The organism is Streptomyces sp. NPDC001220 (assembly GCF_053597895.1).
In genome coordinates this window covers 82,021-102,444 of the sequence record NZ_JBSFJE010000004.1, presented here as the reverse complement: position 1 = coordinate 102,444, position 20,424 = coordinate 82,021, and the positions used below count along the sequence as shown (strand labels likewise).

Below are 20,424 nucleotides of genomic sequence, written 5' to 3'. Positions count from 1 at the left end.
AAAAGGCGGAGGCCCCCACAGGAGACCCCCGCCGGATGTCAGCGGTTGGCCACCGCCTGCTTGATGAGGGTCTTGCTGAAGTCCCACATCAGGCCGCCGCCGCTGTGCGCGTCGTCCATCACGTCCGTGAAGGCGGCCACGAAGCGGTCCACGTCCGTCTCGTCGACGATCAGCGGCGGGATGAGCTTGATGACCTCCAGATGGTCGCCGGAGACCTGGGTGAGGATCCGGTGCCGTTGCAGCAGCGGTACGACGACCATCTGCGCGAAGAGGCCCTTGCGGGCGGCCTGGAGCATGGTCCAGCGGCTGCGGAGCCTGAGCGAGCTGGGCCTGCCGAACTCGATGCCGATCATCAGACCCCGGCCGCGTACGTCGGCGAGCAGCTCGTACTTGTCGATCAGCTCGGTGAGCCGTGACCTGAGCCGCTCCCCCACGACCCGCGCGCCCGCGACGACCTGGTCGTTCTCCATGACGGAGAGGACGGCGAGTCCGGCCGCCATCGCCTGGGCGTTGGCGCCGAAGCTCGCCGAGTGGACCAGCACCCGGTCCATGGACGAGTAGACCTTCTTGAAGATCCAGTCCTTGCCGAGGGTCGCCCCCACCGGGACATAACCGCCGGACAGCGCCTTGGCGACGCACACCAGGTCCGGCTCGACACCGTCCTCGTGCTGGTAGGCGTAGAAGTCGCCGGTACGGCCGAGGCCGGTCTGCACCTCGTCGGCGATCAGCAGCGCCTTGTGCCTGTGCAGCAGCTCCTGGGCGCCGCGCAGGTAGCCGGGCGGTGCCTCGTGCACGCCCTTGCCCTGGATCGGCTCGACGATCAGGGCGGCGACGTCGCCCTTCTTCAGCTCGCGTGCCAGGGCGTCGAGATCGCCGAGGGGTACGGCCGTGTCGGGCAGCAGCGGCGCGAAGCCGTCCCGGAAGCCGTCCTCGCCGTTGACCGACAGCGAGCCGGTGGTCAGGCCGTGGAAGGCGTGGTCGCAGTAGAGGACGCGGGGTCTGCCGGTGGCGAAGCGGGCGAACTTCAGCGCCGTCTCGACCGCCTCGGTGCCGCTGTTGCCGAAGAACACCCGGTCCAGGTGCGGGCTGTGGGCAAGGAGCCGCTCGGCGAGCAGTCCGGGCAGCGGCTGGCAGTCGAAGCGGGTGAGGTCGGCCAGCTGCGCGTCCAGGACGTCGTGCAGGGCCTTGCGGACGACGGGGTGGTGGCGGCCCAGGCCCATCACCCCGAACCCGGCGAGCATGTCCAGGTAGTCGTTGCCGTCCTCGTCCCAGAAATGGGCGCCCTCGGCCCGCTCGTAGACCTTGTCGAAGCCGATGGTGTGCAGCATGCGCGGCAACTGATGGTTCAGGTACTTGGCATGCAGCTCATACCGCTCACCACCACGCTCGGCCAGCAGCGCACCGAGGTCGAACTCCGTACTCATTCCTTCTCCTTGTAAGCGCCGTCCATGACGGCGCCCTCGGCTGAGGCGCCCCGAAGGGGCGCGGGGAACTGCGCGACCAGTCCGGACGGAGCCGTACCCGCCGCACGGCCCCCCGCGGCACCTCCGTAGGCGCGCTCGGCCCCCCGCCCCGCGAGACTCGCTCCGATCCGCCCCGCGATCTCCACCGGCGTCAGCCCGATGTCTGCCAGCACCTCCCCCCGCTTGGCGTGCGCCAGGAACTGCTCCGGAATCCCGAACCGCCGTACCGGCACGTCGACTTCCGCGTCACCCAGCGCGAGCGCGACCGCCGCGCCGACGCCGGCCGCCCGGCTGTTGTCCTCGACGACGGCCACCAGCTCGTGCTGGGCCGCCAGGACCGGCAGCGCGGGGTCCACGGGCTTGACCCAACGGGGGTCCACGACCGTGCAGCCGATGCCCCGGGCGGCCAGCAGCTCCGCGGCCTGGAGGCAGACCGGTGCCATCACACCGACCGCGACCAGCAGCACCTGGGCGTCCGCACCACGATGCAGCACGTCCAGTCCGCCGATCCGGTCGACCGCGGGGATCTCCGGACCCACCGACTCCTTCGGGAACCGCACCAGCGTGGGCGCGTCGTCCACGGCGACCGCCTCCCGCAGCTGAAGGCGCAGCTGCTCGGCGTCGCGCGGGGCGGCGATCCGCAGGCCCGGGACCACCTGGAGCACGGACATGTCCCACATCCCGTTGTGGGAGGCACCGTCGACCCCGGTGACACCCGCCCGGTCCAGGACGAACGTCACCCCGCAGCGGTGCAGCGCCACGTCCATCAGCAACTGGTCGAAGGCACGATTCAGGAATGTGGCGTAGACGGCGACGACCGGGTGCAGTCCGCCGGTGGCGAGACCCGCCGCCGAGACCGCCGCGTGCTGCTCGGCGATGCCCACGTCCCAGACCCGGTCGGGGAAGCGCGCGGCGAACTTGCCGAGGCCGACCGGGTGCAGCATGGCCGCGGTGATCGCCACGACGTCGTCGCGCTCCTCGCCGATCCGGACGATCTCGTCGCCGAACACCGACGTCCAGGAGGGCCCGTTGGACGGCGCGAGCGGCTCGCAGGTGAGCGGGTCCATCACGCCGACGGTGTGGAAGTGGTCCTCCTCGTGGGCGAGGGCGGGTTCGTACCCGCGCCCCTTCTCCGTGAGGCAGTGCACCAGCACCGGCCCGTGGAAGCGCTTCGCGCGCCTGAGCGCCGACTCGACCGCCCTGATGTCGTGGCCGTCGATCGGGCCGACGTACTTGAGGCCCAGGTCCTCGAACATGCCCTGCGGGGCGAAGGCGTCCTTGAAGCCCTTCTTGGCGCCGTGCAGGGACTCGTAGACGGTGTTGCCGACGATCGGGGTGCGCAGGAGTACGTCCTTGCCCCAGGCCAGCATCTTCTCGTAGCCGTCGGTCGTGCGCAGGGTGGCGAGATGGTTGGCGAGGCCGCCGATGGTGGGCGCGTACGACCGCTCGTTGTCGTTGACGACGATGATCAGCGGCCGGTCCTTGGCGGCCGCGATGTTGTTGAGCGCCTCCCAGGCCATCCCGCCGGTCAGCGCGCCGTCGCCGATCACCGCGACGACATGGCCCTTCTCCCCCTGTACCTGGCGGGCCTTGGCCAGGCCGTCGGCCCAGCCGAGCGCGGTGGAGGCGTGGCTGTTCTCGATGATGTCGTGCTCGGACTCCTCGCGCGAGGGGTACCCGGACAGGCCGCCCTTGCCGCGCAGCTTGGAGAAGTCCTGACGGCCCGTCAGCAGCTTGTGCACATAACTCTGGTGACCGGTGTCCCAGAGGATGCGGTCGACCGGGGACTCGAAGACCCGGTGCAGTGCGACGGTCAGTTCCACGACGCCCAGGTTGGGGCCGAGGTGACCGCCGGTCCTGGCGACCGCATGCACCAGGAACTCACGTATTTCTTCGGACAGTTCACCAAGCTCCGCCTCGGACAGCGCCTTCAGGTCGCGTGGTCCCCGGATGGTCTCCAGAATCGTCACGCTCGGCCCCCTCTCGGTCCGTGCTGTTCAGCTCACGGTGACGGCGGGTGTTCCGGACCCGGCGCCGTCCTGCTCCATCTGTTCGGCGATCTTCATCGCTTCCTCGATGAGGGTCTCCACGATCTTCGACTCGGGGACGGTCTTGATGACCTCGCCCTTGACGAAGATCTGGCCCTTGCCGTTGCCGGAGGCGACGCCGAGGTCGGCCTCCCGTGCCTCGCCGGGGCCGTTGACCACGCATCCCATGACGGCGACACGCAAGGGAACTTCCATCCCGTCCAGCCCTGCCGTCACCTCGTCCGCCAGCTTGTAGACGTCGACCTGGGCGCGGCCGCAGGACGGGCAGGAGACGATCTCCAGGCGCCGCTGCTTGAGGTTCAGGGACTCCAGGATCTGGATGCCGACCTTGACCTCCTCGGCCGGCGGGGCGGACAGCGACACCCGGATGGTGTCGCCGATGCCCTGGGAGAGCAGCGCGCCGAAGGCGACCGCCGACTTGATCGTGCCCTGGAAGGCCGGCCCGGCCTCCGTGACGCCGAGGTGCAGCGGGTAGTCGCACTGGGCGGCCAGCTGCCGGTAGGCCTCGATCATCACGACCGGGTCGTTGTGCTTGACGGAGATCTTGATGTCCCGGAAGTCGTGCTCCTCGAAGAGCGAGGCCTCCCAGAGAGCGCTCTCCACCAGCGCCTCCGGGGTCGCCTTCCCGTACTTCTCAAGGAGCCGGCGGTCCAGCGAGCCGGCGTTGACCCCGATCCGGATCGGCGTGCCGTGGTCCTTCGCGGCCGCCGCGATCTCCTTGACCTTGTCGTCGAACTGCTTGATGTTGCCGGGATTGACGCGGACGGCCGCGCAGCCGGCCTCGATCGCCGCGAACACGTACTTGGGCTGGAAGTGGATGTCCGCGATCACCGGGATCTGGGACTTCCTCGCGATGGTCGCCAGGGCGTCCGCGTCGTCCTGCGTGGGGCAGGCGACGCGGACGATCTGGCAGCCGGACGCGGTCAGCTCGGCGATCTGCTGGAGGGTGGCGCCGATGTCCGACGTACGGGTCGTGGTCATCGACTGCACCGACACCGGGGCACCGCCCCCGACGGCCACCGGTCCGACGTTGATCTGCCGCGACACACGCCGCTCGGCGACCGGCCGGGCCGGGACCTCGGGGAGGCCCAGGGAGATGGCGGTCATGCGGTCACTCCCGGTTTCCGGTGACCGTCTCGCGCATGGCGCGCAGCGACTCCTTCAGGGACCCCATGGTGGCGAGGACGGCGGTGGGCTCGTAGCCGCAGTGCGCCATGCAGTTGGCGCAGCGCGGGTCCTTGCCGCGGCCGTACTTGTCCCAGTCGGTCTCCTCGATGAGCTCGCGGTACGTCGGCACGTACCCGTCGCTCATCAGGTAGCAGGGGCGCTGCCAGCCGAAGAGCGAGTAGTTCGGGATCGCCCAGGCCGTGCACGGGAAGTCGACCTTGCCCTCCAGGAAGTCCAGGAAGAGCGGGGAGTGGTTGAGCCGCCACTTGCGCCGGTTGCCGCCCGCGAAGGCCTTCTTGAACAGCTCGCGGGTCTGTGCCACACCGAGGAAGTGCTCCTGGTCGGGGGCCTTCTCGTAGGCGTAGGCGGGCGAGATCATCATCTCGTCGACCTTGAGGTCGTCGTTGAGGAAGTTGAGCACCTCGATGATGGTCTGCGGGGTGTCGGTGTTGAAGAAGGTCGAGTTGGTGGTCACCCGGAAGCCGCGCTGCTTGGCCTCCTTTATGGCCGCCACCGCCTCGTCGAACACGCCCTCCTTCGCCACGGACTCGTCGTGCCGCTCACGCAGCCCGTCGATGTGCACCGCGAAGGCGAAGTAGGGAGAGGGGGTGAACTTGTCCATCTTCTTGCGCAGCAGCATGGCGTTGGTGCAGAGGAAGACGTACTTCTTCTTCGCCACCAACTGCCGCACGATCTCGTCGATCTGCGGGTGCATCAGGGGCTCGCCGCCCGCGATGGACACCATCGGCGCACCGGACTCCAACACCGCCCCGACGGCCTGGGCGACCGGCATGCGCTGCTTGAGCACGCCTGCCGGGTGCTGGATCTTGCCGCAGCCCTCGCACTTCAGGTTGCATGCGAAGAGGGGTTCCAGCTCCACGATCAGTGGGAACTTGTCCCGCTTGCGGAGCTTCTGTTCAGCCAAGTAAGTCGCGACCTTGATGGACTGGCGCAGCGGCATGGCCATCTGGCTCACCTCCGGGGGAGCAACAAAGAACGGTGCCATTCGAAGAAAGCTGGAAGAACGGATCGAAGAACGCGGAAAGCCGATATTCCACCGCGCACCGTGCCGATCCGGACGAGTTCATGTTCAGGAGCGTCCACGACCACCCTGACGGCCGCAACCGGGCGTTCGCCCGCGCGCACGGCGCTCAGGAGCGTGGCCGCCGACTCCATGTCGACCGCGATTGCGCCGGTCGCGAGCAGATCGGACCGTTCGTGACCGCGGACGACGTGATCGGAGCCGGTGACGGGGCCGGTGTGGACCGTGCGGCCGGGTACGGTCCGCACGAGTTCTTTCACGAGGAGTTCGGTGCCGACGCAGGGGACACTGCCGCGCGGATCCCGGGTCTCCTCGGCGACGACCAGGTCGCCGGGGTGCATCCCGGGGGCCAGTCCCGCGCAGAAGCCGGTGGCCAGCACGGCGGCACCGGCGAGCGCCGGGTCGGCCAGGACCCGGGTGACGGACCGTTCCGCCGCCCTGGGGCCCATGCCGGTGCGCAGCACGGTGACCGGCCCGCCCGCGCCGCCGCGTTCGCCGGCGCGCAGGGCCAAGTGCTCGATGCCGAGCGCGCAGGCGATCAGCAGCGGAGCCGGAGCGGGCGTGGTACTCATTCAGCTCCTCTCGGCCTCGGGCACGGGCTCGCCGTGGAGGTACCGGCCGAGCGCGGTGAGCGGGAAGACCTGCCGGTAGAGGTGGTAGTTGATGGAGAAGTCCCAGGGGAACCCGGTGCCGGTGAAGTAGGGCTCGTCCCAGGAGCCGTCCTCCTGCTGGGTCTCGGCGAGCCACCGCACGCCCCGCTCGACGGCCTTGGAGTCCTTCTCCCCCGCCGCGAGCAGCGCCATCAGGGCCCAGGCCGTCTGGGAGGCGGTGGAGGCGCCGCGCCCGCTCCATTCGCCGGCGTACTTGTAGGAGCGCAGGTCCTCGCCCCAGCCGCCGTCCTCGTTCTGGACCTGCTCCAGCCAGGTCACCGCGCGTCTGATCGCCGGATGCGAGGCGGGCAGCCCGGCCGCGGCCAGCGCGGGCACCACTGAGCCGGTGCCGTACACGTAGTTGACACCCCAGCGCCCGAACCACGAGCCGTCCGGCTCCTGTTCGGCCAGCAGCCACTCGATGCCGCGCCGGGTGCGCGGGTCGTGGGCCATGCCCTCGAAGGCGAGCATCTCCACGACGTGCGCGGTGACGTCGGCCGAGGGCGGGTCGATGACCTCGCCGAAGTCGCAGAACGGCAGCCGGTTGGGGAACGGGCTGGTGTTGTCGACGTCGAAGGCGCCCCAGGCGCCGTTCTTCGACTGCATGCCGAGGTTCCAGCGCACCCCGCGGCCGATGGCCTTCTCCATCCGCTCCGGGTCGTGGTGCTTGACCCGGCGCAGCGCGAGGACGACCTCGGCGGTGTCGTCGATGTCGGGGTAGTTGTCGTTGTGGAACTCGAACGCCCAGCCGCCCGGCGGGAGCTGGGGGCGCTTCACGGCCCAGTCGCCGGGCCGCACGATCTGCTCGCCGAGCATCCAGTCGGCGGCCTTGACCAGTTGCGGATGGTCGGCGGGCAGGCCCGCGTCGGCGAGGGCGATGGCGGCCAGACAGGTGTCCCACACCGGGGACTGGCAGGCCTCGATCATCCGGGCGCCGTCCTCGCGCCACACGGCGTAACGATCCAGCGACTCCAGGCCGGCACGCATCACGGGGTGTTCGAGGTCGTAGCCGAGCAGGTGCAGGGCGATCACCGAGTACACGGCCGGCGGCTGGATGCCGCCCCAGGCGCCGTCGTTCTCCTGGCGTTCGACGATCCAGCGGCCGGCCGAGTTCAGGGCGGAGCCGCGCAGCCGGCGCAGCGCGACCTTGCGGTAGCCGCGGACAACCTTGTCGAGCCGCTGGAAGACGCCCTCCCAACTGGCCACCGGGGCAAGGGGCTGCGGCGGGTTGGGGGCGGCCGGGTCGGTGTGGAGCTCGTCCAGCGGGAAGGGTGCGGGGCGCACCGGGCGTTTGGCCGAGACGACGGTGAGCGGCACGATGGTCTGCCGGGCCCACTGGCCGAAGTTGTAGATGCTGAGCGGGAACCACTTGGGGAAGTACAGGAGCTCCGGCGGGAGTTCGGGCAGGTCCTCCCACTTCCACCAACCGAACAGGGCCAGCCAGATCCGGGTGAAGACCCGGGCGGCGGCGATCCCGCCGCGCTCGCGGATCCAGGCCGACGCCTTCGCCATGTGGGGCGCGTCGGGAGCGTCCCCGGCCAGCCGCAGGGCGACGTACGCCTCGATGGTGGTGGAGAGTTCGCCCGGACCGCCGTAGAAGGTGGCCCAGGTGCCGTCCTCGCGCTGCTCGCCGCGGATGAAGAGCGCGGCGCCGGTCGTCGTGGACTCGTCCCGGATACCCAGGAACTGACGGAGCAGCAGGTCCTCGGCGTCCATGGTGACGTTGGTCTCCAGGTCACCTTTCCACCAGCCCTGCGCGTCCTGCCGGGCGAGCAGATGGTCGGTGGCACGCCTCGCGGCGCGTTCGGCGGCTTCTTGTACCCCGGCCGCCGCGGGGGTGGTGAGGTCGGTGCTGGCCGAGGCAGCGCGGGGCGGCAGGGTGGCCCCGGTGCTTCCGTCGGTCGTCGCTGTCATGGCTTCCCCTTCGTGCAGTCGTGCGAAATCGTTCTGCTGTGGGTCCGCCGTCGGCCGGTGCTGGTTGCGCGCTCGCACCGGCCGGCGACTACGCGAGGACTATTCGACCGATAATGATCATCTCTTTCGTACGACGACGAAGTCCGCGAGCGCCGTGAACTGCGCCCGGACCGGGTCGGGCATGTCGACGGCGTGCAGGGCCTCGATGGCGATGGTGTGCTGACGACGCGCCTCTTCGGCGGTCCACTCACGGCCGCCGGCTTCCTCGATGAGGGCGGCGCGGGCGGCGAACTCCTCCTCGGAGAAGTTCTCGAAGTCGCTGCTCTTGGCGTCTGCGGCGAGGATCTCGCCGAGCCGCTCGGAGGCGGGGCCGCCCGCTGCGAGCGCGGCGACCACCGGCAGGGACTTCTTGCGCTGGCGCAGGTCGCTCCAGGTCTGCTTGCCCGTGGAGTCCGGGTCGCCCCAGATGCCGAGGAGGTCGTCGACGGCCTGGAAGGCGAGGCCGAGGTGGTAGCCGTACTTCTCCAGCGTGTCGGCGGTGCGGTCGTCGGCGCCGCCGAGCACCGCGCCGATGGAGCTGGAGGCGGCGAGCAGCGCGCCGGTCTTGTTGCCCTCCATCTCCAGGCACTCCTCGACGCTGACCCGGTCGCGGTGCTCGTAGGAGATGTCCTGTGCCTGGCCGTCGATCAGGGCGCGGGTGGCGGTGGTGAGCCGGCGGGTGGCGCGGCCGGCCTCGACGGTGCCGAGCTCCAGCAGCACCTCGTTGGCGAGGGCGAACAGGGCGTCGCCGACCAGGATGGCCTGGGCGGGGCCGTGCACCTTCCAGACGGTGTCACGGTGGCGGCGCTGTTCGTCGCCGTCCATCAGGTCGTCGTGCAGCAGCGAGAAGTTGTGGACGAGTTCCACGGCGACGGCACCGGGGATGCCGATCTCGGGGGCGGCGCCGGTGACCTCGGCGGAGAGCACGGCGAGCGCGGGCCGTACGGCCTTGCCGCCGTCGCCGTCGGCGGGGTTGCCCTCGGCGTCGATCCAGCCGAAGTGGTAGGCGGCCACGGTGTCCATGGGGGGTGCCAGGCGGTCGACGGCCGCCTTCAGTACCGGGTTGGCAAGGGTCCGGCCGCGCTCCAGGAGCGCGGTCACGTCCACCGCGTCGGCAGCCGTCTCGGCCGGGGGCACAGTGGGCACAGTTTCTCCTCTTGTTGCGGTACCGGGGGTGCGGGGGCCTGCCGCCTGCTGATCGAGCATCACGCCGCCTCCTCGAACTCGAAGAGGTGACGGGGGCGGGGCCGGCCCAGGGTGCGCAGCACGGCGTCGGCCGCGTTCACACCGCTGCGGACCGCACTCTCCATGGTCGCGGGCCACCCTGTGGCGGTCCACGCTCCGGCCAGGTAGAGGCCGGGTGCCTTGGTGCGGGCGCCGGGCCGCAGCCGCCCGACGCCGGGGGTGGGGGCGAAGGTCGCGGTGCGCTCCCGGGTCACGAAGAAGTCCTCGACCGCGGCGCCGCGCGCGCCGGGCAACAGCCGTTCCAGCTCGGGCAGATAGCGCTCGCGCAGGACGGCCACGGGTGTGTCGATCTCGTCCTGTGCGGCCGACTGGGACAGCGCGAGGTACTGGCCCTCGCGCAGCCCGGAGGCGTGGGTGCGGTCGAACACCCACTGGACCGGGGTGCCCAGGGCCGCGAAGAACGGCTTGGTGAGGACCGTGCGGTCGTAGACCACGTGGACGTTGAGGATCGGCGCGGTGCCGATCTCCAGCAGGTTCTCCGGGGCGTCGAGGGCACCCTCGGGCAGCAGGTCGTACGCCTCGCGCTGGGCCACGGCGAGCACCACGGTGTCGGCGGTGAGCGTCTCGCCGGGAACCTGAACGCTCCACGTCCCGTTCTCGTTAGTGGAGACGGAGGTGACGCGTGTACGGACCTCGGTGCGCACGCCCGCGGAGTCGAGCGCCTTGCGGGCCAGCCGGTCGTGCAGTTCGCCCAGCGGCACATGGGCCCAGCCGATGTCGGCCGCGCCGGGGTCGGACAGCAGACCGGTCTTGAACACCATCGCGGCGAGCGCCAGGGAGGCGTCCTGGGCCACCGCGTTGAGGGTGGCGACCCCCACCAGGTCCCACAGTGCCTCGATGGCCCGCGCCGACTGGCCTCGGGCAGCCAGCCAGCTGCCGAAGTCCTGTGCGTCGAGCGAGGGATCGCCGAGATCGAGTGCTCGCAGGGCGAGAGCGGCCTGGCCCACTCTGGCGCGCTCGGCGAGCGAGAGATGCGGGTAGGCGGCGAGGCTGCGTCCCAGATGCAGGGGTACCGGCAGGGGATCCCGGCGGAGTCTGCCGAGCCGGCGCCCCTCGGGTTTGGCGAGGTCGAGCACGGGCACGTCGAGCCGGTCCTGGAGCGGTGCCAGCGCCGCGCCCTCGATGCGGTCGAGGAACCAGCGGTAGGCGGTGCAGCAACGCAGGTACACATGCTGGCCGTTGTCGACGGTCAGGTCGCCGCGCTGGAAGGAGAAGGCGAGCCCGCCGAGGCGCGGCCTGCCCTCGAGCAGCGTCACGTGCACCCCGGCGTCGGCGAGTGCCAGCGCGGTCGTGACGCCGGCCAGGCCGCCGCCGATCACGACGGCGGTGCGCCCGGACGGGATGTCGTCGTGCGTCCGTTCGGATCGCGTGCCGTCGGTCATCGTGCAGCCTCCCCTGCCCGCCCGCCGTGCCGGTGGAACGGGGCAGGGCGGGCCGTCGCAGTCAGGGACGCGGCGCCGCACCGGAGGGTTGCCTGCCGTTTTTCTCCGGCGGCGTCAGCGTGGCCCACTTCGTCCATCAGGCGCGCCTCCTGACGGTCCGGCGGGAGGTGTGGCGCCGGGTGTCGAGTCCGGACAGGCCGCGCACGGCGACGTACGCCTTCTCGCGTCCGGGCAGCGAGACCCGGCCGCGCAGCACCGCCTCCGGTTCCCGTTCGATGCGGTCGAGCAGCCGGCGGTAGATGCCGGCCATGGCGGCGACACAGGCGCCGCTGCGCCGGTCGAGCATGGGCAGCAGCCGGTAGCCCTCGGCGAACAGGGCACGGGCGCGCCGCACTTCGAAGTGCACCAGCCCCGCGAAGTCCGAGCCCTCCGGCGGGGTCGGCCCGTGGAGCCCGGCGGCGCAGCCGAACTTGGCGAGGTCGTCGCCGGGCAGATAGGTACGGCCGTTCCCGGCGTCCTCGCGGATGTCCCGGAGGATGTTGGTGAGCTGGAGCGCGAGCCCGAGCGTGTCGGCATACTCCGGCGCGCGCTCGGCGCCGCGCGCCCCCGGTTCGGTGCCGAACACACCGAGCGAGAGCCGGCCGATCGCGCCGGCCACACAGCGGCAGTAGACCTTGAGGTCGTCCCAGGTCTCGTAGGTCTCGCCGCGCACGTCCATCAGCACGCCGTCGATCAGCTCGTCCAGGCCGCCCAGCGGGATCGGGAAGGCCTGGGCGGCGTGTGCGAGGGCGACCGCGACCGGGTCGGTGTCGTCCTCGTCGACCGCGCCGTCCTGGACCCGGGCGAGCAGCGCCCGGGTGTCCTCCAGCCGGGCCGCCTTCACGTCGTCGGCCAGCACGCCGTCGCCGATGTCGTCGACGCGCCGGGAGAAGGCGTAGAGCGCCGACATGGCGCGCCGCTTGGGCGCAGGCAGCAGCCTGATGCCGTAGGCGAAGTTCCGTGCCTGCTGTCCGGTGACGGTCTCGCAGTAGCTGTAGGCGGCGAGTACCGGTGCGGACACATGTGTGGGAGAGTCCACGGTCCGGATCACCCCTCTCCTCGCAGAGTCACGCCCACCTCACGCAGCAACCGGCCCTTGCCGGGCTTGGGCGGGCCGGGAAGTACGTCGTATTCGGCGGCGGCGATCGCTGCGATCGCCGCCCTTCCCCCCGCCACGAACCCCGCGAGCAGCAGCTTCAACCTGCCGTGGACGCTACCCACCAGGGGGGCGCCTTCATTCAGGAGATCGCGGGCGCGTTGTGCTTCGTATGCAACCAGTGCTCGCACCGATGCGCCCGCGGTTTTCCTGGCGAGATCCGCCTCCTGGACATGAAAGCGCTTCATGTCCGCGGCGGGCAGATAAATCCGGTCGCGGCCGAGGTCCTCGGCCACGTCCTGGAGGTGTTCGACGATCTGGAGTGCGGTACAGATCGCGTCCGAGAGGCGGATCCGCTCGGGGGTCGAGGTGCCGGTGACGGCGAGGACCAGGCGGCCGACGGGGTTGGCGGACAGCTCGCAGTAGGCGAGCAGGTCGTCGTAGGTCTCGTACCGCTTGACGAGCTGGTCCTGGCGGTTGGCGGCGATCAGCCCGAGGAACGGCTCGGGGGCCAGGTCCCGGCGGCCGACCGTGAGCTGGAGGCGGCGCAGCAGAGGGTGGTGCGGGGTGCCGTCGAAGACACGGCCGAGGTCTGCCTCGAAGGCGTCCAGGAGGACCAGGCGGTTTTCGGCCTCCTCCGGGGAGACTCCGAGCAGGCGGGCGTCGGCGCCGCCGGGGGCCAGGTCGCCGTCCCCGATGTCGTCGACGAGGCGGGCGAAGCCGTACACCGCCATCAGGTCGTCACGCCAGGCCCTCGGCAGGAAGAACGGGGCCACCGGGAAATTCTCGTCCGCGGCCTTGTCCAGGGTGCCGCGCTCGGCGTCTGCGGTGCGCGCCGGGGTGGTCGCCGTCACCGTTCGCTGCCCGGGGCCGGGACGGCGTGGCCTGCGTTGAGCTGGGGAGTTTCCGTAGCCATTGCCGTCACATCTCCCGTTCTACACTGCCGACCCAATACACACTATTTCGGACACGCCGCCCAGCAATCCGCGGGGCGGCCCGGCCGAGGGTGTCGCGCATTATCGCCCCACTTGCCGCTTTCCGGGACCGGTACAGCTTACGTTGTACAACGCATCGAGGTTCGTCGGGGTGTCCCGCAGATCACAACAACACACCGATTGGCGTCAAGATTCCTAAGGCGGCGCGGAGTTGACGTTTCCTTTGCAGACGCCGGGCCCCGCCGGAAAGGTTCCGGCGGGGCCCGGGGACTGCTGGGCTACTTGCCCGTGAACTTCTCGTACTCCTTGAGCACCTCTTCGGTCGGGCCGTCCATCCGCAGCTCACCGCGCTCCAGCCACAGGACCCGGTCGCAGGTGTCCCGGATCGACTTGTTGTTGTGACTGACGAGAAACACGGTGCCCGCGTGCTCGCGCAGTTCGCGGATCCGGTCCTCGGAGCGCTTGCGGAAGGCCGCGTCACCGGTGGCCAGCGCCTCGTCGATCATGAGGACGTCGTGGTCCTTGGCGGCGGCGATGGAGAACCGCAGCCGGGCCGCCATGCCGGAGGAGTAGGTCCGCATCGGCAGGGTGATGAAGTCGCCCTTCTCGTTGATGCCGGAGAAGTCGACGATCTCCTGGTACCGCTCCCTGATCTCCTCGCGGGACATGCCCATGGCGAGCCCGCCGAGGATGACGTTCCGCTCGCCGGTGAGGTCGTTCATCAGGGCCGCGTTGACGCCGAGCAGCGAGGGCTGCCCGTTGGTGTAGACCCGGCCCTTCTCGGCGGGCAGCAGACCGGCGATGGCACGCAGCAGGGTGGACTTGCCGGAGCCGTTGGAGCCGATCAGGCCGATCGCCTCGCCCCGGTAGGCGACGAAGGACACTCCGCGCACCGCGTGCACCTTGCGGACGCCGCGGGCCGTGTCGTCGGAGCCGCGCTTGACGATGCGGCTCAGGGCGGCCGTCGCGCTGCCCTTGCCGGACTTGGCGCCGTTGACGCGGTAGACGATGTGCACGTCCTCCGCGATGACGGTGGGGATCCGCGCCCCCTGGTTCTGATCCGTGTCGTTCAGCTCAGCCACGGCCGTACCGCTCCTCCGCCTTCCAGAAGTACACGAACCCGCCGCCGAAGACGACCAGTGCCCAGGACAGGGCGACGGCCCAGACGTGCGGCGGGAGGTTCGAGGCGCCATAGCCGTCGATGAGGGCGAAGCGCATCAGGTCCATGTAGACGGTGGCGGGGTTCACCTGGAGGAGCGTGCGCGCCCACTCCGGCCTGCCCTCCATCATCTTGGTGATCGAGAACATCACACCGGACATGTACATCCAGGTGCGCAGGACGAACGGCAGCAGCTGGGCCAGGTCCGGCGTCTTGGCGCCCAGCCGGGCCACGATCATGGCCAGGCCGGTGTTGAAGAGGAACAGCAGGGCCAGGATCGGGACGACCAGCACCCAGGACAGGCCCGGGCGGCTGCCGAACCCGACCACCACGGCGACCATGACGATCATCGAGAACAGCAGCTGCTGGAGCTGCTGGAGCGCGAAGGAGATCGGCAGCGAGGCGCGCGGGAAGTGCAGCGCTCGCACCAGGCCGAGGTTGCCGGAGATGGCCCGGACGCCCGTCATGATCGAACTCTGCGTGAACGTGAACGTGAAGACGCCGGTGACCAGGAACGGGATGTAGATGTCCTGGGACATCCCGCGGCTGGCGTGCAGGATGACGCCGAAGATGAAGTAGTACACGGCCGCGTTCAGCAGCGGCGTGGCCACCTGCCAGAGCTGGCCGAGCTTGGCCTGGCTGTACTGGGCGGTGAGCTTCGCCTGCGAGAAGGCGAGGACGAAGTGCCGGCGTCCCCAGAGCTGGCGTACGTACTCGACGAGCGAGGGACGTGCGCCGCTCACCGTGAGCCCGTACTTGGCGGCCAGCTGCGCCGCCGTCAGGCCCTCGTCGGGCGACGGCACCGCGCTCACCGCGATTCCGACGTCATGCGTTGTCTCACTCAAGGGTGGAAGCCTTCGTCCTCAGATTCGTCTTACGTTCGTCTTACGGAATTGTGCTACTGGAGGTGACACGTATCCGCCATGGGACACGCTGCCGGGGAGGTCCGCGCGCCGGACACCCCGGAAACGCGGACACGCACCTTCGAGCTTCTCAGATCACCGGGGGTCGGCCCAGTCGCGTGAGCTTCCACACGGTCCGCCACCGCATGGGCCGACGGGGTCCGCACGGAGTGGTCCAGCCCTCCCGGAAGCCCGCGAACCAGGCGTGCAGGGCCGGGCGCGAGGGGCGGCGCACCAGGGTCAGCAGCATCCACACCCCGAGGTAGACGGGGACCAGGGGGGCGGGCAGGTTGCGGCGGGCCAGCCACACCCGGTTGCGGGCGACCATCCGGTGGTACACCGCGTGCCGGGAGGGGGCGGTCGTGGGGTGGTACAGCACCATGTCGGAGCGGTAGTCGATCATCCAGCCGGCGTCCAGGGCCCGCCAGGCCAGGTCGGTCTCCTCGTGGGCGTAGAAGAACTCGTCCGGCAGGCCGCCGACCTCGGCGAGGACCTGGGTGCGGACGGCGTTGGCGCCGCCGAGGAAGGTGGTGACGCGGGAGGAGCGCATCGGGTCGGAGGCGCGGAGCCTCGGCACGTGCCGGCGCTGGGTCTGCCCGGTGTCCGGGTCGGCGATGCGGAAGCTGACGATGCCGAGCCTCGGGTCGGCGGCGAAGGCCTGGCGGCACAGCTCGGCGGTGTCGTGTTCCGGGAGCAGTCCGTCGTCGTCCAGGAAGAGCAGTATGTCGACATCGCGACCGCTGGGGCCGAAGGCTTCTATGCCGACGTTGCGGCCGCCGGGGATCCCGAGGTTCTCGGGCAGCTCCATGGTGCGGACGCCGTCCGGGACCTCCGGGACGGGCGAGCCGTTGCCGACGACGACCACCTGGACCCGCTCGCCGTCCTGCTTGGCGACCGAGTCGAGGAGGGCGCGCAGTTCGTCGGGGCGGTTGCCCATGGTGATGACGACCGCGCCGACCTTCAGCCCGGCGCTCACCGCAGCCTGCTCGACGCGAGGACCGAGACCAGGTGCAGCAGGGTCTGCAGCAGCGCGATACCGGCGAGCACGGCGGTGCCCAGGCGGGTGAAGAAGAGGTCGCCGCGGACCTGGTCGACGATCGCGAGGGCCAGGATCAGCAGCGAGGCCTCGATGCCGAGGATCAGCCGGTGGAACCGGAGCAGGGCGGCGGCCCGGCGGGCCAGCGCCATGCCGGAGGACCGCATCTCGGCGGCGGCCTCCTTGACCACGGGCAGCCCGGCCTGGTGGCGGGCGACGCCGACCAGGTCGGTCTCGGCCTTGATCAGGATGGCGCCGAGCGCGGCCAGGGTGCCGAGGAAGGCCCACAGCCAGTCGATGCGGCCGCTGCCGAACAGGTCGGCGGCGCGCAGCCCGAGGCCGACCAGGACGGCGGCGTCGGTGAGGTAGGCACCGACCCGGTCCAGGTAGACCCCGCCCAGCGAGTACTGCTGCTTCCAGCGCGCGACCTCGCCGTCGACGCAGTCGAGCAGCAGGTACATCTGGACGCAGACGACGCCGAGCACGGCGCCCGTGATCCCCGGCACCAGCAGGGCCGGGGCCGCGAGCACGCCGAAGACGGTCATCAGGTACGTGAGCTGGTTGGGCGTGACCCTGGTGTTCACCAGGTAGCGGTCCACCCGCAGGGACACCTCACGCATGTAGAGGCGCCCCATCCAGTGCTCACCGCTGCGCCGGTCCTTGACCCCAGCGGGGTGTACGACCGGACGGAGTTCAGCTACCGATGGCCTTGACATAGTCGACGTAGAAGTCCTTGATCTGGTGGGTCTTGAGGTCGAGGTGTTCGAGGATGGTGTAGCGGCCGGGCCGGGTCTCCGGGGCGAACTCGACGACCCGGACGAACTCGTCCACGGTGAAGCCGATCTCCTCCGGCAGCACCGGCAGTCCGTGCCGGCGCAGCACATCGGCCATGTACACGGACTCCTCGTGGGCTCCGCGCAGGTACATCGCGAAGGCCGCGCCGAGCCCGCACTGCTCGCCATGGCTGGCGGCACGCCTCGGGAACAGCAGGTCGAAGGCGTGGTTGATCTCGTGGCAGGCGCCGGAGGACGGGCGGGAGTCGCCAGACACCGACATGGCGATGCCGCTGAGCACCAGCGCCTCGGCGAGCACCTGGAGGAAGTCGTTCTCGCCGATGCCGCCGGGGTGGCGCAGCACCGCCTGGCCGGCCTGGCGGGCCATGGCGGCCGCCAGACCGTCGATCTTCTCGCCGTTGACGCGGTGGGACAGCTCCCAGTCCGCGATCGCCGAGATGTTGGAGACGGCGTCCCCGATGCCGGAGCGCACGAAGCGTGCCGGGGCCTCGCGGATGACGTCGAGGTCGATGACGACCGCGATCGGGTTCGGCACACCGTAGGAGCCGCGGCCCGCGTCGTTGTCGAGGGTCGCGACCGGCGAGCAGAGACCGTCGTGCGCGAGGTTCGTCGGCACGGCGACCAGCGGCAGGCCCACCCGGGCCGCCGCGAACTTCGCACAGTCGATGATCTTCCCGCCGCCGAGTCCGACTACCGCGTCGTAGCGGCCGGCCTTGATCTCGCCGGCCAGCCGGATCGCGTCGTCGAGGGTGCCGCCGCCGACCTCGTACCAGGTGGCTCCGGGCAGGCTCGGCGAGACACGCTCGCGCAGCTTGGCCCCGGAGCCGCCGCTGACGGCCACGGCAAGGCGGCCGGAGTGCGAGATGCGCTCGTCGGCGAGCACACCGGCCAGGTCGTCGAGGGCACCCGGACGGATGTCGACGACGACCGGTGAGGGGATCAGCCTGGTCAGTACTGGCACGCGATCTCCCGTCCCTTGGCGAGATCGTCGTGGTTGTCGATCTCGACCCACCGGACGTCGCCGATGGGTGCCACGTCGATACGGAAGCCGCGGTTGACCAGCTCCTGGTAGCCGTGCTCGTAGAACTGCTGCGGGTCGCTCTCCCAGACCGTCTTCAGCGCGTCGGCGAGCTCGGGGGCCGCGTCGCCCTCGATGAGGGTGACGCCGATGTACTCGCCGCTGGCCTCGGCGGGGTCCATCAGCTTGGTGATCTTCGTCATGCCCTTGCCGGCGTCGACGACGACCTTCATCTCCTCGTCCGCGAGGGACTTCACGGTGTCCAGGGCGAGGATGATCCGCTTGCCGTCGCCGCGGGCGGCGAGCAGCGTCTTCTCGACGGAGACCGGGTGCACGGTGTCGCCGTTGGCGAGGATCACGCCGTCCTTGAGGGCGTCACGGCCGCACCACAGGGAGTAGGCGTTGTTCCACTCCTCGGCCTTGTCGTTGTCGATGAGGGTGAGCTTGAGGCCGTACTTCGCCTCCAGGGCCGCCTTGCGCTCGTACACGGCCTCCTTGCGGTAGCCGACGATGATGGCGACCTCGGTCAGGCCGATCTCGGCGAAGTTGCCGAGGGTCAGGTCGAGCACCGTGATCGAGTCCTCTATCCCGGCAGGCCCCACCGGCACCAGCGCCTTGGGCAGGCTGTCGGTGTAGGGGCGAAGACGCCGTCCGGCGCCGGCCGCCAGCACGAGGCCGATCATGCGGGTTCTCCTTCATCGTGTACGGCGGGCGCCCCTGCGGACGCCCAGAAGCGGATGCTCTCGACGAGCACCAGCCCGGCCACGGCCACGGCCAGGACCGTGAGCGCGACCTTGAACTGCGTGGCGGTGAGCACCGCGGCCACGACGGTGACCAGCAGTGTCCGCCCTTCCTGTCCCCCGATGGCGCGGACCAGCCAGGCCGGCGGCGCCCCGGCGTTGCCGCGGATGCGGTACACCGTGTCGTAGTGATGGTAGGCGACGGCGGCCACCAGGCCGAAAGCCGCGGGAAGGGTTCCGTTCACCCCGGATTTGCCTGCGAGGACGAGGACGGTGCCGTACTCGGCGGCCCGGAACAGGGGCGGGACCAGCCAGTCGAGGGCGCCCTTGAGCGGGCGGGCGAGGGCCTGGCCGGAGGCCAGCGCGTAGACGACGGCGCCCGCGACCGGCGCCCAGGTCACGCCTGAGAAGAGGGACACGGTGAGAACCGCCACTCCGGCGAGCGCCACCAGGAGCGGGGAGCCGAGCGGTGCGGGTGTCGCGCGGGACACGAGTCCGGCGAGCGGGCCGTTGTCGGCCAGGTCGGCCAGCGCCTGCGCCGCCCGGTCGGTGCGCCGCGCCCTGCGGGTGAGCGAGCGCAGCACCCGCCCGGCCGTGGTGTAGGTCGCCGCGAGGGCGCAGCCGACCAACAGCACGTAGAAGGTGATCCGCGGGGTCGTCGCCGCGGTGAGGACGGCTATCAGGGCCCATCGTTCGCCGATGGGCAGGACTATCATCCGGCGCACCCAGACCGTCCAGCCGACGCTGTCGAGCCGGTCGGAGAGGGCCGCGGTGGGGCTGGTGTTGGCGGTGGCGTCGTGGTTCGCCTCGTTGAAGGAGAAGTCGACCACGTGCCGGCAGGTCTGCAGGATCATCGCGCCGAGGGCGAGGGCCCATACGTCGTCGCCGCCCCGGGCCGCGCCGAGGGCGAGTCCGGCGTAGTAGGCGTACTCCTTGGCCCGGTCGAAGGTGGCGTCCAGCCAGGCGCCGAGTGTGGAGTACTGCAGGGAGTAGCGGGCGAGCTGGCCGTCGGTGCAGTCCAGGACGAAGGACGCGATCAGCAGCACACCCGCCGCGACGAACCCGGCGCGGGTGCCGGTGGCCGCGCAGCCCGCCGCGATCAGGGCGGTGAGCAGCGAGGCGGTGGTGACCTGGTTGGGGGTCAGTCCGCGCCGGGCGCACCAGCGGGCGAGATAGCGGGAGTACGGGCTGATGAAGAAGGTGGTGAAGAAGCCGTCACGGGACTTCACGGCCGACTTCAGGCGTACCGCCTCGTCGTCGACGGCGGCCACGGCCTGCCGTGCCTCGTTGCGGGCCTGCGGGTCGGCGGGGACGGCGGCGACCAGACTGCCCAGCTCGGGGCGGTGCACGTCGGCGTCCAGGGCGGTCACGAGGCCGTCCACGGCCAGGTCGGTGCCGCCGGCGGCGGCCTCCCGGGCCAGCGCTCCGCTCAGCGCCTGACGGCCGGCCGGCTGGGCGGTGACGGCGCCGGGGATCGCGGCGAGCGGGAAGCGCGGGTCGGTGAGGCCGAGGCGCAGGGCGTGCAGATGGCCGACAAAACGGGCGTCGACGACGGCGACCCGCCGGTCGGCGGGCACGGCCGCGAGGAGCGCCGCGGTGTCGGCGCTGTCCGAGGCCGTGCGCACCTCGAAGCCGAGCGCCCGCAGATCGCTCTCCAACGACGATCCGGGGACCGGCTGGCCGGTGACGATGGCGGTCGGCAACCGAACTCACTCCCTGGGTGCCGGCGCGCGGGCGCCGGTCTACTGCGTGGTG

At 70.7% G+C, this 20,424-nt stretch carries 17 protein-coding genes and 1 pseudogene; all 18 read right to left on the bottom strand.

Annotated elements, in window-relative coordinates; genetic code table 11:
* Positions 1 to 38: 38 nt before the first annotated feature.
* Positions 39 to 1,424, bottom strand: coding sequence for an aspartate aminotransferase family protein (locus ACWDGI_RS11120; RefSeq protein ID WP_450757663.1), 1,386 nt, complete (start codon positions 1,422 to 1,424; stop codon positions 39 to 41).
* A complete protein-coding gene (dxs, locus tag ACWDGI_RS11115) occupies positions 1,421 to 3,433 on the bottom strand; it encodes a 1-deoxy-D-xylulose-5-phosphate synthase (RefSeq protein WP_450757661.1) in 2,013 nt (670 codons plus the stop codon). The genes ACWDGI_RS11120 and dxs overlap by 4 nt, the downstream gene beginning before the upstream one ends.
* A 27-nt stretch (positions 3,434 to 3,460) precedes the next feature.
* Positions 3,461 to 4,618 (bottom strand): flavodoxin-dependent (E)-4-hydroxy-3-methylbut-2-enyl-diphosphate synthase, encoded by a 1,158-nt coding sequence (gene ispG / locus ACWDGI_RS11110; RefSeq protein WP_450757659.1) that lies wholly within the window; start codon positions 4,616 to 4,618, stop codon positions 3,461 to 3,463.
* A 4-nt stretch (positions 4,619 to 4,622) separates the two neighbouring features.
* On the bottom strand, positions 4,623 to 5,645 hold the full coding sequence (gene hpnH, locus ACWDGI_RS11105; RefSeq protein ID WP_450757657.1) for an adenosyl-hopene transferase HpnH: 1,023 nt from the start codon (positions 5,643 to 5,645) through the stop codon (positions 4,623 to 4,625).
* Between the two features lie 5 nt (positions 5,646 to 5,650).
* Entirely contained in the window at positions 5,651 to 6,292 is a 642-nt protein-coding gene (locus tag ACWDGI_RS11100; RefSeq protein WP_450757655.1) for a 5'-methylthioadenosine/S-adenosylhomocysteine nucleosidase family protein, read from the bottom strand.
* Positions 6,293 to 8,284, bottom strand: coding sequence for a squalene--hopene cyclase (gene shc, locus ACWDGI_RS11095; protein WP_450757653.1), 1,992 nt, complete (start codon positions 8,282 to 8,284; stop codon positions 6,293 to 6,295).
* Between the two features lie 117 nt (positions 8,285 to 8,401).
* The gene (locus ACWDGI_RS11090) at positions 8,402 to 9,529 is read right to left on the bottom strand and encodes a polyprenyl synthetase family protein (RefSeq protein WP_450757651.1); all 1,128 of its coding nucleotides are present in this window, start codon (positions 9,527 to 9,529) and stop codon (positions 8,402 to 8,404) included.
* Positions 9,529 to 11,031 carry a hydroxysqualene dehydroxylase HpnE gene (gene hpnE / locus ACWDGI_RS11085; protein ID WP_450757649.1) on the bottom strand — a complete coding sequence of 501 codons (1,503 nt, stop codon included), beginning with the start codon at positions 11,029 to 11,031 and terminating at the stop codon, positions 9,529 to 9,531. The genes ACWDGI_RS11090 and hpnE overlap by 1 nt, the downstream gene beginning before the upstream one ends.
* Positions 11,010 to 11,087 (bottom strand): annotated as a pseudogene (locus tag ACWDGI_RS11080) (DUF6380 family protein); the annotation flags it as partial. The gene hpnE and the pseudogene ACWDGI_RS11080, both read right to left, overlap by 22 nt.
* Positions 11,087 to 12,040 carry a presqualene diphosphate synthase HpnD gene (hpnD, locus tag ACWDGI_RS11075; RefSeq protein ID WP_450757647.1) on the bottom strand — a complete coding sequence of 318 codons (954 nt, stop codon included), beginning with the start codon at positions 12,038 to 12,040 and terminating at the stop codon, positions 11,087 to 11,089. The pseudogene ACWDGI_RS11080 and the gene hpnD, both read right to left, overlap by 1 nt.
* Positions 12,037 to 12,939: a squalene synthase HpnC gene (gene hpnC / locus ACWDGI_RS11070; protein WP_450757645.1), complete on the bottom strand. Its 903-nt coding sequence runs from the start codon at positions 12,937 to 12,939 to the stop codon at positions 12,037 to 12,039. Before hpnC ends, hpnD begins: the two co-directional genes overlap by 4 nt.
* 359 nt (positions 12,940 to 13,298) lie before the next feature.
* Entirely contained in the window at positions 13,299 to 14,102 is an 804-nt protein-coding gene (locus tag ACWDGI_RS11065) for an ABC transporter ATP-binding protein (protein ID WP_450757643.1), read from the bottom strand.
* Positions 14,095 to 15,024, bottom strand: a complete 930-nt coding sequence (locus ACWDGI_RS11060) for an ABC transporter permease (protein WP_450757641.1) — start codon at positions 15,022 to 15,024, stop codon at positions 14,095 to 14,097. Before ACWDGI_RS11060 ends, ACWDGI_RS11065 begins: the two co-directional genes overlap by 8 nt.
* Before the next feature lie 148 nt (positions 15,025 to 15,172).
* Positions 15,173 to 16,057: a glycosyltransferase family 2 protein gene (locus ACWDGI_RS11055; RefSeq protein ID WP_450757639.1), complete on the bottom strand. Its 885-nt coding sequence runs from the start codon at positions 16,055 to 16,057 to the stop codon at positions 15,173 to 15,175.
* Positions 16,054 to 16,833: a CDP-alcohol phosphatidyltransferase family protein gene (locus ACWDGI_RS11050; RefSeq protein WP_450757637.1), complete on the bottom strand. Its 780-nt coding sequence runs from the start codon at positions 16,831 to 16,833 to the stop codon at positions 16,054 to 16,056. Before ACWDGI_RS11050 ends, ACWDGI_RS11055 begins: the two co-directional genes overlap by 4 nt.
* Positions 16,811 to 17,872 (bottom strand): iron-containing alcohol dehydrogenase family protein, encoded by a 1,062-nt coding sequence (locus tag ACWDGI_RS11045; RefSeq protein WP_450757635.1) that lies wholly within the window; start codon positions 17,870 to 17,872, stop codon positions 16,811 to 16,813. Before ACWDGI_RS11045 ends, ACWDGI_RS11050 begins: the two co-directional genes overlap by 23 nt.
* A complete protein-coding gene (locus ACWDGI_RS11040; protein WP_450757633.1) occupies positions 17,860 to 18,612 on the bottom strand; it encodes a phosphocholine cytidylyltransferase family protein in 753 nt (250 codons plus the stop codon). Before ACWDGI_RS11040 ends, ACWDGI_RS11045 begins: the two co-directional genes overlap by 13 nt.
* Positions 18,609 to 20,372: a DUF5941 domain-containing protein gene (locus ACWDGI_RS11035; protein ID WP_450757631.1), complete on the bottom strand. Its 1,764-nt coding sequence runs from the start codon at positions 20,370 to 20,372 to the stop codon at positions 18,609 to 18,611. Before ACWDGI_RS11035 ends, ACWDGI_RS11040 begins: the two co-directional genes overlap by 4 nt.
* Positions 20,373 to 20,424 lie beyond the last annotated feature (52 nt).

What these genes read in the sequence shown, in the direction of transcription:
- ispG (WP_450757659.1), bottom strand. Translation starts at nt 4,618, where the DNA reads ATGACCGCCATCTCCCTGGGCCTCCCCGAGGTCCCGGCCCGGCCGGTC.
- shc (WP_450757653.1), bottom strand. Translation starts at nt 8,284, where the DNA reads ATGACAGCGACGACCGACGGAAGCACCGGGGCCACCCTGCCGCCCCGC.
- ACWDGI_RS11050 (WP_450757637.1), bottom strand. Translation starts at nt 16,833, where the DNA reads ATGTCAAGGCCATCGGTAGCTGAACTCCGTCCGGTCGTACACCCCGCT.
- ACWDGI_RS11040 (WP_450757633.1), bottom strand. Translation starts at nt 18,612, where the DNA reads ATGATCGGCCTCGTGCTGGCGGCCGGCGCCGGACGGCGTCTTCGCCCC.
- hpnH (WP_450757657.1), bottom strand. Translation starts at nt 5,645, where the DNA reads ATGGCCATGCCGCTGCGCCAGTCCATCAAGGTCGCGACTTACTTGGCT.
- ACWDGI_RS11090 (WP_450757651.1), bottom strand. Translation starts at nt 9,529, where the DNA reads ATGCTCGATCAGCAGGCGGCAGGCCCCCGCACCCCCGGTACCGCAACA.
- ACWDGI_RS11100 (WP_450757655.1), bottom strand. Translation starts at nt 6,292, where the DNA reads ATGAGTACCACGCCCGCTCCGGCTCCGCTGCTGATCGCCTGCGCGCTC.
- ACWDGI_RS11120 (WP_450757663.1), bottom strand. Translation starts at nt 1,424, where the DNA reads ATGAGTACGGAGTTCGACCTCGGTGCGCTGCTGGCCGAGCGTGGTGGT.